We start from the raw sequence: 14228 nt of genomic DNA on the forward strand, positions 1-14228 counted from the left end.
TGAGGCTGCAAGATGAATTATGGCACTGTAGTGATCTTTTAATTTCGCAGAAGCCTTGTCCCAATGTGGTTTTCCGACAGTCAACCCTCCGCCTTGGTCAGCTCCCTGCGAGTGTGCCCGTGGTGCTGCGGTAGCTGCCAGCGCCGTCTGAAGTCCGGCGGAATCCATTCAAGACGTCCCGCATCAGTTCGGCCACTTCTCGCTGCACCATGGCGGTCTTCTTGCCTTCCTCCGCCGCTTCCTTCAACCCGCGCACGCCGTCGACCAGTGGCGCAGCCAGTGCGAACTGGACGGGCTCCGGCAGCGTGCTGAGCCCCGTGGTGTCCACCCCGCGCGTGGTGCCGGGGTCCACCTTAACGCCCAAGTTGTCGCGCAGCCGGTCCAAGCCGGGCTGAAGCCGTTGGCCCACCCCAGTCACGAATTGCTCCGCTTGGCCTAATTGCCGTTCCACCATGGCCATCGCCGCATCATCGTCAGCTGTCCCCTCCGTCTTTGCGGCGTCGGTGAGGGCCTTAATGCCCGGCGCCAGGATTTCTTTCAAGGCGTCATTAAAGATGGCTTCAATCAGACCGTCCACCACGCCCGAATAGGCACTCTCCCGGAAGGTCTCGCTGAAACCGCTCCAGTCCCCCGTCATGAGGGCCTGCTTCATGCCGTTCTTGATGCCCCCCAGCACACCGCCCTCAATCGACTGTGCAATCTTCAAGCCGAACTCGTCTATGTCCTGCCGGATCTCGGGCCCACCGCCGAAGGTATCGGCGAGCCACCCGCGCGAGCGCACGAAGGTCTTGGCAAAGTCGTCACCCCGAATCAGGGTGAAGCGCTTGTTGAAATCTTCCCGCATCTTGTCGGCTTTTTCATAGGCCTGACGGAATCCGTTCATGGCTTCGGCAATGCCCGAGATGATCTTCGTGATGGCCCCGACCCAGGCGCCGATGTCGGCCGGGTTCGCAATGATGCGCATCACGTCGCCTGCCAGCGCGGCCACCTTCCCGGCCAGATTCCCCAGGCCGTTCAGGTTCGCCGCCAGGTCCTCGTTCCCACTGGCCTCCGCCAAGCTGCTGAAGGCCCCCGCCAGGTCCTGCACGTACCCGGCATACTCCTGCACCGTCCCCAGGGTCTTCATGGCCCCGGCCACCTCCGGCGACATCGCCCGTAGGCCACCAGCAAGATCCCGAATCTGCCCTGCCAATTTCAGATTCCCGAAGCGCTCGGCTTCGTCTGCCAGGGCGTTGAGCTGCACCGAGGCTTCCCGCAGCCCAGCGGCATAGTCCTGGGCCGTGATCTCGCCGCTGTCGAACTGATCGCTCAGCGTCTGGACGTCCTGCTGCCACTGGCCCAGGTTGAACCGCTGACCCAGCTGCACGTCGCTGGGATTGCGCAGCTGCTCGATCAGCGCCAGCAGGTTTTGCAGGTCTGCTTCGGTGAGCTGACTCTCAGCGCGGGCCTGCTGCAGCGTTTCTGTCAGCGCGTCGACCTGCCCCTGGTCGGACAGTCCGGCGGCGCCTCGGCCGAAGATCTCCGCGGCGAACTCCGAGAAGCGGTTGCTGGGCAGGGGATTCTCCAACGCACCCTTCATGCCCCGCTCCCAGCCGTCCACCACCCCTTCCGTGGTCAGGTTGGTCAGCACGTCCAGGTAGTTTTGGGCGCCCGCGACGGCGGATTCTAAGCCGGCTCGGATGCTGGGCGGCAGGCGCTCGCCGATCTCACTGGCCAGCAGCTCAGCCACTTCCGCCAAAAGGCCCTGCACCTGGGTGGGGTCCGTCGCTTCGGCCAGCAGCTGGCCCAGGTCTCGGGCCTGCGCCACGTCCTTGAGGTCTGGTGCCCCGCCGGTCTGCCCGCCGTTCGCAAACCCGTTGGCCCCTGGAATGAGGCCACTGGCGTACGGATTGCCGAAGGAAGGGAGATCGGCCCGCAGGTCCTTGAGCAGCCCCTGCAGGCGGGTGCGCAGCGCCGGGTCAGTCACCTCTTCAAGCCGCGCCACCACCTGACTGATCTGCTCGTCTACCGTGCCCGACAGCCCGGCCACGAAGGTATTGAACTCGTCTGTCAGGGCGGTGGCGCCGGTCAGGTTACTGATGGCGTCGTGCAGCAGGTTGATGGCCTGGGCCGCGTCCTCACCGGCCAGGGCGGCCTCCATGACGCCGCTGAGCGCCTCTTCCAGCACCGCCAGAGCCCCGTCTGAGTCGCCGGCAGCCGCCAGTTCGTCGGCCGTCTTCTTCGCCCCTTCCGCCAGTGCCGTGTTGGCCTGGTCCTGCAATTCGAAGATGACGCGCTGCGCCGCTTCTTCCTCCAGCCGGCGCCGCTCCCACTCGTCATAGACCGCTTTGAGCAGTTCCTGGTCTTTCACGGCACGGGCCTCACCGTACAAGCGAATCAGCCCGTCCTCTGACTGGCCAGGCAGCCCTTCAATGATGGCTCGCAGTCGCTCGGCATAGGCCTCGGCGCGGCCGGCCTCACTTTCGGAGAAGGCCTGCTGCTGCACGTCGGCCAGATGCTGCACCGCCGTTTCGGCCAGGTCATCCAGCGTGATGATCAGGTCCTGGTTCACCTGGGCGATGCGCTCGCCGTACTGGGCCCAGAGGGCCTGACGGTCTTTCAGGGTCAGGCTTTGAGCGTTGACGGCCGTGTTGCGCTCACGTTCCAGGCGCAGGCGTTCCTGCCGTGCGGCCACCTCCGCCTGCGCCGCGCGGGCCGCCAGCACGTTGGCCGCCAAACGCTCCTCTACGCTGAGCCGGGCTTCCGCGCTGTCCCCGGCCTTCTTCACCTCCAGATCGTAGGTTTTGAGAACCTCGCCGGCCCGGCGCTGGGCCAGCTCCAGTTGCCCATCGGCCAGGGCCCGCTGGGCGGCGAGGCGGTTCTCGCTCGCCTTGAGGGCGGCGTCATCGTTCTTGTGGCGTTCCTGCTCAGCTAGGTCTTCGCGGCGCCGGATCTCCGCCTGAGCGGCCTGCCACTTGGCCAGGCTGACATCGGGGGTCACCCCTCCAGCCACAAGTTCCTGTAGACGATCAGCCCCGGCACCGCGCAGCGACTTCTCCATGCGTTCACGGGCCAGGAGGTCCTGCTGCTGGGCCTGCTCGCGCTGCAGGGGCGTGAGTTCGGCGGTTCGCTTCCGGACCTGTTCCAGGCGCTTGGCCGCGTCCCCGGCCAGATCCAGCAGGGCCTTGTATTTCGCGGTCTCACCCCAGCGCTTCCGTTCCGCCTCGGCCCCTGACAAGGCTTCTTTTCGAATGGCTTCCAGCCGGGTCGTAACCTCAGCAGCGGGGCGACCCAGATTGTCCAGGCTGCTCGTGATGTCGAGCTGGCCTTTGAGTTTGTCAAACTGCTGCCCGAATTCACTGGTCGCTTTCTTGGCCTTGCCGCTTTCCAGGCCGATGTATTCCAGGGCCTTGCCCGCCAGCTCACCACTGGTCCGGAACGATTCGAGTTGTCGATCGGCCACCAGCCAGCGGTCCTTGTTGTCTGCCTTGCCGCCAGGAGCGTACTTCTCGACCGCATCCGTCAGGCGGCGGGCTTCTTTCAGGTAATCGTCGAAGGTCTTTTCGACGGGTGGCGGCTTGGCCTTGCTGTCGTAGGTGCGGGCCGCATTCGCGTTGCCGGTCACGCCGCGGAACGTCTGACTGAATGGGTCCACCAGCTGGCCACCCACCAGGGCGTGGAAGTGCAAGTGGGCGTTCTTGGTGCCCAGTTCCTTGTGAGCGGCGTCGCCCGATTGCCCCACGGTGGCCAGCAGCTCGCCCTGCTTCACCAGCAGACGCCCGCCTGCCCGGGCAATGGCTTCCACCAGCCCGTCCGCATACTTATCCAGGTGGATCATGCTCAGCCGCTTGTTGTCGGCATCGTACAGATCCACGATGTTGCCTTGCTGCTGATCCTTACGAACCGAGGCGTAGCCTGCGAAAGGGGCGTACACCGGCGTTCCAACTGGGGCGAAGAAGTCTTCGCCGACGTGCTTGCCCCATGAGCCGTTCGGTCCATAGGTCTGGCCAAAGGGCGTGCCCCGGCTGCGCTGCCCCACCCCGAGCAGGGTGGCCAGGGCCAGGCCGGTGATGTCCGAGGCGCGCCCCTGGCCTGGCAGCAGCGGCCCTTCGCCCACCAGCGGCTTCAGCGTGGCCTTCACGGTGCCCGCAATGGCTTCGCTGCCTTTCTGGACATGCTCGCGCATCTGGTCGACGTAACCGTCGAGATTTTTCAGGATGGCCTCGACCTGCTGTTTGAAGTCGCCGCGCTCCATCAGGTTCGCCTTGATGAGCTGATCACGCAGATCAATGGCGGTCTGGCGCCGCTCCAGACTGGTGTAGGTCGCGCTGACGCCACGCGCGGTGGCCGGGCCGTATTGCAGCAGGGCGCCCAGTGGCCCGTACAGCAGGGTGTTGAGGACCTTTCCTACCGGGCCTTCCCCTGGGGTGGTGGCTGACCCGATGGTGCGCTGAGCCCCCAGGAAAACCTTGTAAGCCATCGTAGTGCCGTCATCCTTGGCCCAGTCGATGGTCAGCACGGCCCGGATGTCCTTGATGTCGTGAAGCCCTTCGAGGTCGCTGCGTACATCGCCAATGGCCTTGAGGACGGGGTTCACCCCTTTGTCCAGGAAGTTGGTGAAAGCCCCCAGCAAGCCCCGGCTGAAGAGAATTTGGGTGCGCTCCCAGGAGGCATAAAAGTTCTTGCCCGCGTCCTCGGCAGTGCCCTTGAGCTTGGCCACTTGGCGGTCCAACTCGCCGCTGCTGTTAGTGACCCGGTCCAGCACGCCACCGGTATCGTCCAGGCCTCCGTTCAGCAGCCCGATCACGGCCTGCAGGCCGCCCACGTCGCCGATGAGGGTGGCCAGGGCCTCGCTGTCATCGCCCACTCCTTTGCCCAACTGTTCGAGGAACTTGACCAGCCCCATGCCCTTCAGGGCGGCGGCGCTGAACTCAATGCCCAAGCGGCTGGCGGTGTCCTTAGCCTGTTCAGTTGGCTTCTGCACGTTCGTAAGGGCGCTGCGGATGTACTCCAGCGCGGTGCTGGCCGGAATGCCGCGGGTGGTCAGCAGGGCCATAGCGCCGAGCAGCTCTTCAAGTGGGACATCCAGGCTTTTGGCCTGCCCCGCTACTGCGCCTAAGCTGCCGGCAATTTCACCCAATTTGACCTTACCCGCCGCCACGCTGGCCCAGAGCATGTCGGAGACCTGGCCGGCTTTGGACGCGTCCATTTCGTACGCATTCAGAAGGCTGGTCAAGGCATTGGCCGCCACCTGCGTTTCGGTGCGGGTAACTTTGGCCAGATTGGCTGCGCGTTCTAGGAACCTTAGGGCTTCGGGTTCATTCGAGGTACCGCGCACGCTGGCCCCGAGGATCTCCTCGTAGCCCTCTTTCAGTTCTGAGAAGCCACGATGGACCTCGGCGCCGACCTTTAAGATGCCCATGCCCACGGGCCCGAGCTGACTGGGCAATTTATCGGTCAGCAGGCTGATTTCGGCCAGGCCAGCCTCATACTCGGCGGCCGTCTTAATGCCGGTCACCCTGGCGTACGCCAGGGCGCCCACCGCCGCCGACGTGGCCGCGAAAGCCACTGCGTTCCTGGCCTCGGCGATCGCCGTGGCGCGGGCGGCAGGGTCCGCCTCGCGGTGGGCATCGCGCAGGCTCTGCACGTGCTCAGCGGCCTGCTCGACCGCGCCCCCCATGCCTTCGGCAGCAATCTCCATGCCCGCCGCACCCAACTCGGCCTGCTTGGCCGCTTCGGGCAGGCCATTAAGCGCGTCGACCGCTTCTTTCGTATCTGCCGCAGCGGCCGCCATGCCACTGGACTCTCCAGCTCCAGCACGACTGAACAGGCCCAGGCCGGTCCCGCCACTGATCCCAAAGTCGGCCGACAGGTTGACGCTTTGCAGGCCTCGCTGCGCCTGCTGTCCCAGAGACCGGCCTGCCTGCAGGGCTTCAGCGTGCTTGGCCTTCAGCCCGTCGATGAAGCCGTCGGCAGCCCAGGTGCCAGCTTGCCGCAGCACACGGCTGGGACTGCGGATGTCCAGTGCGTCTTTTACGCCCTTGTGCAGCGCCTCGCCAGTCTCGTGACCTTCTTTCTTCACCTCGTCCTGACGGGCACGCAGGCCTTCACTCAGGCCATCACCAGCAGCACGGCCCACATCGGCGCCGGCGTCTCGCATCTCAGTCTGGGCCGAGCGGTACTGCTGGTAGATCATGCCCAACTGCTCAGCTAATTGTCCGAAAGGCCCTAGGTTGCCGAGGGCTGACAACACGCCTTGGCTAACCCCAGCAGAGAAGCTGCCCGGCGTGTTCTGTCCGCTCGCTTGGTCCATCGTCCGTTGGGCAGCGGCGGCCACCTGGGTCAACCGGCGGTAGGCATCAGAAGTTTTGTCCACTGCCTGCGCCTGGATCAGCGCCTGGCTATGGATGCGGCGCTGAGCAGCAATAACCTCGTCATCACTCAGTTGCCGGGCCTGCCAGAGGTTGCGATACGCACGAGTCTGCTGGTCAAGCGCATTAATGCTGGCGATAGACCGCTGTTTCTCGTCTCGCGCGGCTTGGCTGGCCAGGCGATTGGTCAGCGTGAGCTGTGCCGCCTGTTCCCGGATCCGGGTGGTGCGCTCGACGGTCGCAGCGGCTTCAGCCTTGCTGGCGGCCGTGTTACTCCGGTACTCGGCGAGGACGGCCGCATTGTGCTCACGTATAGCTTGAGCGCTTGCTTGATGCTGGGCCCCTAAAACACGGGCGTTGCGAGTTTGCTGAGTCGCCTGTTCTTTCGTCAGGTTGCCCAGTTCAGCCACGCCCTGCTTCACACTGTCCAGCGAGGTCAGCGCCTCACCCGTGTTCATCTTGACCTTGACGCCCTGTTCGCGCTCCAACTGCTGCTGTAGGCGGCTGAACTCAGCCCAGAACTGAGTCTGATCCAGAGTGGGGCTGAGAACGAGGTCGCCAAGAGAGGTCTGGGTCATAAGGGATACCTCCGAAGGGGAATGAAAAACCGCCCACGGGGGGCGGCTGAAAGGTGGGGGTTGTGGGCGGGCAGAGGCGCTTGCCAGAGAGACCATCTTGTACGGATCTTTCAGAATCGAATGCCAAGCGAAAACAGCTTAGTTTTCGCTTCTTGGAAGTGCTTCTCTTGCGCCGTGCATAATTTCTTCAATTTGTCCACGGGAAGGCAGTCATACCTCGCCTTCTGCGCCGCCTGCACCAAGTTCAGGAAGTGAACGGACAGGTCAGTTTGTCCGATACTCTGCAAGGCAGTCGAATAGCCACCGTAGTGATCGGTGGCCATCTTAGTTTCTTTCTTGATAAGCAGCGCCTCAACAGCGTGAAGTGCTGTGTACATCATGATCGTGATGCGCCACTCGTAAGCGTCGTCAGGCAAACTGCCCAGAGCTACCAAATTCCTTTTGGCCTGCTCGATATGCTGTTCCTGACTCGGGCTCATTCGGGATGAATTCTATACCATCAACGTAACCACCGGCATCATTCACTGCCTGAACCAGATTCAGTGTGATGTGCTGCGTTGGTTCGTACTCAAATTCAATGTCAGGATGGACGAAGCACTGAACACTTAGTCTCTTACCTTCGTGGCTACTGTATTCAACGTAATACAAACCGTCTTGATGCAGTTTTCTCGCCGCGTCGTAGAGAGCTTGCTCGTACTTAGGCACACTTCCAGCTAGTGAACCGTTGTTCTCATGCAGGTGGATAATCGTTGATAAAAGCGTTTGTTGAAGATCAACCGCATCCGCCACTCTCTTTTGAGCGACCTGCATGCCGTCACGCTTCATGGTGCGCCACATGTCACGAGCGTACCTAAACCCTTTTATCAAATCTCGCCAACCCATCCAGGTCACTTTCAAGGGGTTAGCCTGGGTTTCCTTAGCTAGCTGATAGAGCCGGTGCTGATCTGTGCTGGAGAGGGTAGACCAGAGCTGAGGCAACAGGAAGGTCAGACGGCGTACAGCCTGCTGATTCTCCTCCACGCTGTCTCTCCACTCAACGCCGTATGCCTTCGCGTACCGTCCGAGGAGGTCGCTCACCTCGGTGTTGCGCGTGGTTTCCGTCATGGTCATGGTTCACCTCCAGCTACGATTTTCTTCGTGGTATCTCGCAAAATGATCCCGGTCGCGCTTATTCCTATCACATTACGCTGAATGCATGACAGCAAAATGACGGCTGTTTCACTTCTGGTCGAGATTTCGTCCCTTAATCCAGTTATGTGATGGCATCTACCTTCCACCCCCCGCCAGCGCGATGCCTTCCCAGATCTTGAGCAGGGGCCGGCCATCCCGCGCTGCGGCCCACTGGGTCCACACCGGGCCGCTCAGCAGCCCCAGCTGCATCGCCTCGGCCAGTCCAGCCGCCACCCCAGCTGGCACCAGGTAGGGCACGGCCGCTGGGACAGCCAGGCGGTTCCGATCCGTGAAGTCCGGCAGGATGCGGGTGTTCAGATCCTTCGGCGCTTCCGCACCCCAGGCCAGCGCCCCCGCCCAGACTTGCCGCTGCCATTGGCGCTGTTCAGCGTTGGTGTAAGCACCCAAGGCGTGCTGGATTCGGTCGAGCGAGGCGTTGTACCAATCGACAGTAGGACTGACCAGGGCGAGAGCCGCGAGGGCCCCCGCCCAGTCGAAGGGGGGCCATCACCACCATCCCCCCGACTCGGCGCCCGAGTGGCCACCCACCAGGCCTGAAAGTGCTCCGGACTGGTCAGGTCCCTAAACTCGTCCTGCGTCAGGTCCGGTAATCGGCGCTGCACCAAGCCGTAAATAGCGTGGGCTTGCGCCTGTAAATCCATCTTATGGAGATGCCCCACGACGGCGATTTCTCGCCAGCTCGGGGCCAAATAAGGCACCAAGAGCGGCCCGAAGGCATCTGAGTACTCTGGGTTGGGTTCCCCCAAAGCCGCCTCTGGGGCGGCGCTTCTCTCGTTGTGGCGAAGCTGCAATTCTTCGAAATCCATTAGCGTCCTTTGCGGGTGATGGGGAGAGTCAGCCCGGCGTGCAGGCTGACGACACCTTGCTGCTCTTCTGGCGGCATCAGGCGGGGCGCGCGGGCTTGCAAAGCGCCCCGCAACACCTCCCACCCGTGCGCGACCTTCCGCATCCTGGCCAGTGTCTTTCCACGCTTCAGGGGCGCATGCAGGATGTAGCCCTGGGCTTCAATGCGGTCCGCGTGCACGGTGCAGCCCAGCAAACTCAGCTGCGGTCGACGGCCGCGCTCGCCGAGAACGATCAGTGGTTCGTGCATGACTCACCTCCGCCTAGCGCCGTGCTGCTGAAGGGCGCGCCATAAAGCAGAGCCCAGCAGCGCGGGCCACTGGACGCCCAGCGCGAAAGCCACCACCCACAGCCGCCACGGTGAATAGATCACCTTGGCGCGCCGTGAACGGTGCTGGGCCAAGCGCAGGCCGCGCTGGCCGGTCGAGGACACCAGCAGGCGGCCCAGCCACAGCCCGTAGGCCAGAGCCACCACGCTGTAGGTCAGGAGGGCCGCCTGCCAGAACGGCATCAGGCGTTAACGGCTTTCCAGACGGGCGTGGTGTCGTTCAGGTTGGCCCAGTGCAGCCCACCACTCAGGTTCGCCGTGAACATGCAGCGCTGCGTGCCCCCCGGCGCGGCTTGCCGGTTCGGCGCCCCGATGTTCACCGTGCCCATCAGCGCGAAGCCGTCGTCATACAGCCACAGGAGGCGCTCCCGGTTGTTCGGGCTCAGGCTCATGCCTTTGCCCACCAGGCGCCTGACGACCGGATCATCAATGGCCGCCAGGGTGCGGATGTTGGCGGTCATGTCGATGCCGTTCACGCTCCGAATCGGCGTGGTCCGGCCGTGCACCTTGATCGTCTCCTCGTCGGCGGTCAGCGTGGGGCTCACTTCTTCCGGGGTCGGAATCTCCAGCAGATTGCTGTAGGTCGCCGTGGCATTCGCGGCCAACCCACCAGCTGGGGCCGCCTGAATGTTGACGGTGGTGGCGCCCGTACCGATAGTCACGTCGGCCGTCGTGATGACGGGGATGGTCCCAAAGAGCAGAGTGGTGCCGGTGGGTACGAAGCTGTTCACATCGGCGGACAGCAGGGCGGTGGTGGCGTTCGCATTGACGACCGCCGTGTTCGTGATGGTCCCGTTCACGATCAGCGTGGTGGCCTGGGCACTCACGATGAAGGTGCGCAGCTTGTTGGCGCTGTACGTCTTGGGTGTGGTTTCGGAGGGCAGGGTGGTCGGCAGTTTCGTGGTGTCCATGAAGACTCCTAGGTGCGGTGCAGGTACGTGAGGGCGAAGCGCTGGCCCGCGTAGTGGGTGCGCGTAGCGGAGTCGTAACGGGTGGGCATGGTGTCGGCCGGTGAGGCGCCGCCTTGCCGCAGGCGAAGGGTGGGGTGCCGGTCGATCTCTTTGGCACGGGCTTTCAGGTGAGCCAGCAGGAGGTCCAGCGTGCGCTTGCCGGCAGCCGTCGGCGCGGCGCCGTAGAGCATCACGAGCACCAGGCGTTGCCGCTCTTGAAAGCCGTGGCCTTGGACTGGACTGCCTTCGGTCTCGCTGGTCACGGCGTAGATGGTGCCGGTAGGTGGCAGTGGGTTCGGAACCATGTGACTGACCACCTGAGCAGCTTCATCACGGGCCAGGACCACCCCGAAGTCATCCAGCAGTTGGTCAAGAGTCATCCGGGAACTCCGTTGCCGGCGCAATGATCTGGACCTGGAAGTGAGGCACGGCGCGCTCTGGGGTCTCCCAGGTGGCACGGCCCAGGATGAAGCCATGCTGGGTGGCCAGCGCGGCGAGGTCCTGGAAGAAGACGTGGGCCTTGTGCGGATCCGGAAGGGGTGGCCCTGCTGTGCAGGCGGCCTGGATTTTCGGGGCGGTCAGAGAAATCACCTCCTGAACGTAGATTTTTGGGGCGAGGCGGCACAGGCCACTTGGAGGCAAGGTCACCTCCAGCGAGCGGGCGGGCGCAGGGGCTCCGGGCCCGGGCGGGCGGTCGAATCATTGGTCACCTCAGCGCGTTCAGTGCCGCGCGCAGCTGGGCCTGCAACTCCGAATCGCCCAAGGCCTTGGACAGCCAGGGCCGGGCGCCGTAGCCCGTCGAGCGGCTGACCGGCGAGTTCGGTGGCTGCGGAAATTCAAGTGCCCAGGCCTCTGGCGGCACCGGCGACACGCTGTTCAGGGCGCCCACCACCCAGGAGCCATCGCCCAACTTCGCCTTCCCCAAGCACGCCAGCAGGGCGCCAGATTGCTTGGCCGGGTACTCGCCGGGATTGCTGCTGGGATTCGGCAGGCCCGGGTGGTGGATGCCGGTACCGGGCTGATTGAGCTTCTCCTGCAGGAACCGCAGCGTCGTGTCCGCCACCACCTCCAGTGCTGGTTGCAAGTACTGGCGAAGCCGCTCCTCGGCATCGGGGTGCAGGCGCAAGGTGGCACTCATGCACTCCGCCCCTGGGTGGCACGGGCGGTCAGCACCCAGACCACCCGCTGCGTGGTTTCATCCACCACGTCGCCGATCGGCGTCAGGTGCAGCGGCTCCGGCACTTCGCCGCCGGTCACGACCAGGTGCAGGCCGGGCTCATCCAGTGGGGCGCTCCAGTGCACGTACACCTCCCAGAGGGGCACAGCGATCTCACCCCCCAAATCCGCCTTGTCTTTGGCGTCCAGCTGCGCGGCCATGCACGGAAAGTCGCCGAGCGACACCCCGGCCCCCGGCGTCGTGGGGGTGGGATCAGCTGGTGCAGGCGTCACCAGTTCGCCGCGCTCGTCGTATTCAGGTGGGGGCTGGGCACCAGGTGCAGTGGCCGGAACCTGCGCCCGGTACACCGTCACCGTCTGCCCAAGCGCGGCGAAGAGCTTGTCCAGGAGAGGCCGCCCCATCCCCTGAATCTGTGCCGTTGTGAGCATCAGAGCCTCACGTCAATGTCGAGTGACACGCTGCTGCCCTGCGCCCGGGCCCGAGCCTCACTCTGGACGCCGCGCTGAAGTGTCCGGGCACGCGCCAGCCACGTAGCGGCCAGTACGCGGTCCTCTTCTCCAGCAGCTGCCCCATCTAGCTTCGCCTCGATCTTGCCCACCTTGAACGCGCTGACCGCTGCCCCCACCTCAGTGGCCTGCGCCGCGTCGTGACGGGCCTGGGCCGCCACACGTTCCAGCACATACGCAGCAACCAGGCGCAGGTCCCGGTACGCCGCCAGAGCCTGTTCGAGCGCAATGGTGCGTTCGCTGTCGGACAGCAGCTCTTCCCAGGCGGTCCAGGCATCGTCCTGCACGAAGAAGCGCACCCGGTCCAGCTGATCAGTGGTCAGCGGGGCCACGGTCAGCTTCCAGCTGGGTGAGACTCAGCCGGCCGGGTCAAACTGTCCAGCGCCTTCTGGGCCAGCTTGTCCCCAATGCCGTCCGCACCCTTCAGGCGCTCCAGTGCATCAGCCGGCAGCGCTTTGGCCCGCGCCTCATCGCGCTCTTGGGTCAGGGTCGCAACGTCGGCCAGCGCTGTGTCCCGTTCCGCTGTGCGGGTCACGACATCGGCCTGCGCCGCGTCCCGCTCATTGGTCCGGATGTTGAGGTCGGACTGCACATTGGCCAGCTCTGCGCGGACCTTTGGAAGGTGCTGCACCACGCGGCGCAGCGTGTCTTCCATGGTTTCGTGCCCCACAGCCAGCGGCCGCAGCAGTTGCAGACCGGTTTCCGTGAACGACTTCTCGTGCAGGGAGCTGTCTTCCTCACGTTCCCGCAAGATGCGTTCGAGCACCTGGTCCGGCAGTTCCTCACCCTGCCGCTCGGGCGTCAGCAGGTTCAGCAGACTCGTGAGGTTCTGCTCGTATTGTCCAGCCAGACGGCGCGACGCCGCCAACTCGTCGCGCAGGCCTTCGAAGTCGTCTGCCTCAGTAAAGGTGGCGCCCTCTTCCAAGGGTAGACCTAATGCCCTGGCCAGATCTTCTGGTACGTCGATCGGCGTTTCACTGGGGCCGTATGTTTTGCCGCCGAAGTGGATGGTCTGCGGCATCTTCTGCACTTTGACTGTTTTCATGGAGACCTCGTGGACGTGGGTGAGATGAGGAAAGAGAGCGGGTGACCTGTCTCCAGATCACCCACTCAGCGGCGCTGTCAGGGTCACGGCTGCATGGCCGTGGTCAGGATCACCAGCCGTTCAGGGGCGTCCAAAATGGTCAGGCCGTTGCTGGCTCCTTGCGCAATCGCGTGCATGGGCCGGTTCTCAGGCGTGTGTGCGCTGAGCCATATACCTGGGCGGCCATCACCTTCCACCGTAGGACCGATGTGCGTGCGGCCCAGGCCAGGGCGCACCACGACCGTGCCGTCCGTCATGGTCAGGCTCACGTCGTTGCCGCCCACCACGGCGATCTTGCCGTCCGGCAGGACTTGCTGATCGGCATAGTTTTTGCCCACTTTGATCTTCACAGTGCGGCGGTAGCCCACGAGGGTGTACCCGTCACGCTGGTCGGTGCTCAAGGTCTGATTCGCCCCAATCAGGCGGCGCATGGTCACGATCTTGATGTTGCCACCGGCGCTGGTCGTCTCACTGGTCACGGCCACCGGGCTGACCGTGCTGTCGAGGATCTGGTGCAGCGTGTTCATGCTCATGACTCGGGTGCGGGTGACGCCCACAATCGCGTCGGCCGCCCGCATGTCACGCCAGAACATGCTGTTCGAACCACCGTACGCATCATTCCCTGTGCGGGTAGCGAACTTGTTCGCACTCGGCACCGAGAAGTCGATGGTGCCGCCCCGCAGCATGAGCTGACCCGTGGTCAGGGTTTCGCCCCTCATCAGCTCGTAGCGGTCGGTGAACGCCTGACGGATGATCTTCTGAAGCCAGTTCACCACGAAGTTGCGGATGTACTCGAGTCCGTTGCCGGTGATCGCACCGCCGCGGATGTTGAGGACCATCGCCTGCAGCTCACGCTGCTGCGCCTCAGTCATGGTGGTTTCCGCTGTCCACTTCGCGATGGGCTTGCTGAAGGCATCCACTTCAATGCCGCCCACCTGCGAGTAGGGGCTGTCCATGCCGGTCTCGCCGGCCGGCGTGGTGATGACCTTCAGGCTGCCGCTTTTGGCCTCGTAGCTGGTTCGCAGCTCCTCAGGCAGGACGGCCAGCAGAGCGTATTCGTTCTCCGGGACCGGCTGGTTGGCCAGGGTGAAGAAGTCGTTAGGCGTGAGGGTGTTCAGGATGGCGTTGACGGTCAGAGCGTCGCCGCGGGGGCCGAACGCCCCGGCCAGCAGCACAGCAGCCAGAGAGCGAATGCCGAGAGCGGTCTTGAGCATGTGGTTC

General features: G+C 64.1%; 14 protein-coding genes. All 14 read right to left on the minus strand.

Going from position 1 to position 14228, the window contains the following annotated elements; translation table 11 throughout:
* Nucleotides 1-97: 97 nt before the first annotated feature.
* A complete protein-coding gene (locus GO986_RS18655) occupies nt 98-6928 on the minus strand; it encodes a phage tail tape measure protein (RefSeq protein WP_198170815.1) in 6831 nt (2276 codons plus the stop codon).
* 110 nt (nt 6929-7038) lie between these two features.
* The gene (locus GO986_RS18660; RefSeq protein ID WP_198170817.1) at nt 7039-7344 is read right to left on the minus strand and encodes a hypothetical protein; all 306 of its coding nucleotides are present in this window, start codon (nt 7342-7344) and stop codon (nt 7039-7041) included.
* Entirely contained in the window at nt 7337-8038 is a 702-nt protein-coding gene (locus GO986_RS18665; protein ID WP_157460868.1) for a hypothetical protein, read from the minus strand. The genes GO986_RS18660 and GO986_RS18665 overlap by 8 nt, the downstream gene beginning before the upstream one ends.
* A gap of 156 nt (nt 8039-8194) precedes the next feature.
* Nucleotides 8195-8506: a hypothetical protein gene (locus GO986_RS18670; protein WP_157460870.1), complete on the minus strand. Its 312-nt coding sequence runs from the start codon at nt 8504-8506 to the stop codon at nt 8195-8197.
* Between the two features lie 418 nt (nt 8507-8924).
* The gene (locus GO986_RS18675; protein ID WP_157460872.1) at nt 8925-9212 is read right to left on the minus strand and encodes a hypothetical protein; all 288 of its coding nucleotides are present in this window, start codon (nt 9210-9212) and stop codon (nt 8925-8927) included.
* A 3-nt stretch (nt 9213-9215) separates the two neighbouring features.
* A complete protein-coding gene (locus GO986_RS18680) occupies nt 9216-9473 on the minus strand; it encodes a hypothetical protein (RefSeq protein WP_157460874.1) in 258 nt (85 codons plus the stop codon).
* A complete protein-coding gene (locus GO986_RS18685; protein WP_157460876.1) occupies nt 9473-10201 on the minus strand; it encodes a hypothetical protein in 729 nt (242 codons plus the stop codon). Before GO986_RS18685 ends, GO986_RS18680 begins: the two co-directional genes overlap by 1 nt.
* A gap of 8 nt (nt 10202-10209) precedes the next feature.
* Nucleotides 10210-10620, minus strand: a complete 411-nt coding sequence (locus GO986_RS18690; RefSeq protein WP_157460878.1) for a hypothetical protein — start codon at nt 10618-10620, stop codon at nt 10210-10212.
* Nucleotides 10610-10831 (minus strand): hypothetical protein, encoded by a 222-nt coding sequence (locus GO986_RS18695; RefSeq protein WP_157460880.1) that lies wholly within the window; start codon nt 10829-10831, stop codon nt 10610-10612. Before GO986_RS18695 ends, GO986_RS18690 begins: the two co-directional genes overlap by 11 nt.
* A gap of 115 nt (nt 10832-10946) precedes the next feature.
* Entirely contained in the window at nt 10947-11378 is a 432-nt protein-coding gene (locus GO986_RS18700) for a hypothetical protein (protein WP_157460881.1), read from the minus strand.
* Nucleotides 11375-11845 (minus strand): hypothetical protein, encoded by a 471-nt coding sequence (locus tag GO986_RS18705; protein WP_157460884.1) that lies wholly within the window; start codon nt 11843-11845, stop codon nt 11375-11377. Before GO986_RS18705 ends, GO986_RS18700 begins: the two co-directional genes overlap by 4 nt.
* Entirely contained in the window at nt 11845-12255 is a 411-nt protein-coding gene (locus tag GO986_RS18710) for a hypothetical protein (RefSeq protein WP_157460886.1), read from the minus strand. The genes GO986_RS18705 and GO986_RS18710 overlap by 1 nt, the downstream gene beginning before the upstream one ends.
* A gap of 2 nt (nt 12256-12257) precedes the next feature.
* The gene (locus tag GO986_RS18715) at nt 12258-12968 is read right to left on the minus strand and encodes a hypothetical protein (RefSeq protein WP_157460888.1); all 711 of its coding nucleotides are present in this window, start codon (nt 12966-12968) and stop codon (nt 12258-12260) included.
* A gap of 83 nt (nt 12969-13051) precedes the next feature.
* Nucleotides 13052-14221, minus strand: a complete 1170-nt coding sequence (locus GO986_RS18720; protein ID WP_198170819.1) for a major capsid protein — start codon at nt 14219-14221, stop codon at nt 13052-13054.
* Between the last annotated feature and the right edge of the window lie 7 nt (nt 14222-14228).

This window comes from Deinococcus arboris (assembly GCF_009755355.1).
In the GTDB taxonomy this organism is placed as follows: domain Bacteria; phylum Deinococcota; class Deinococci; order Deinococcales; family Deinococcaceae; genus Deinococcus; species Deinococcus betulae.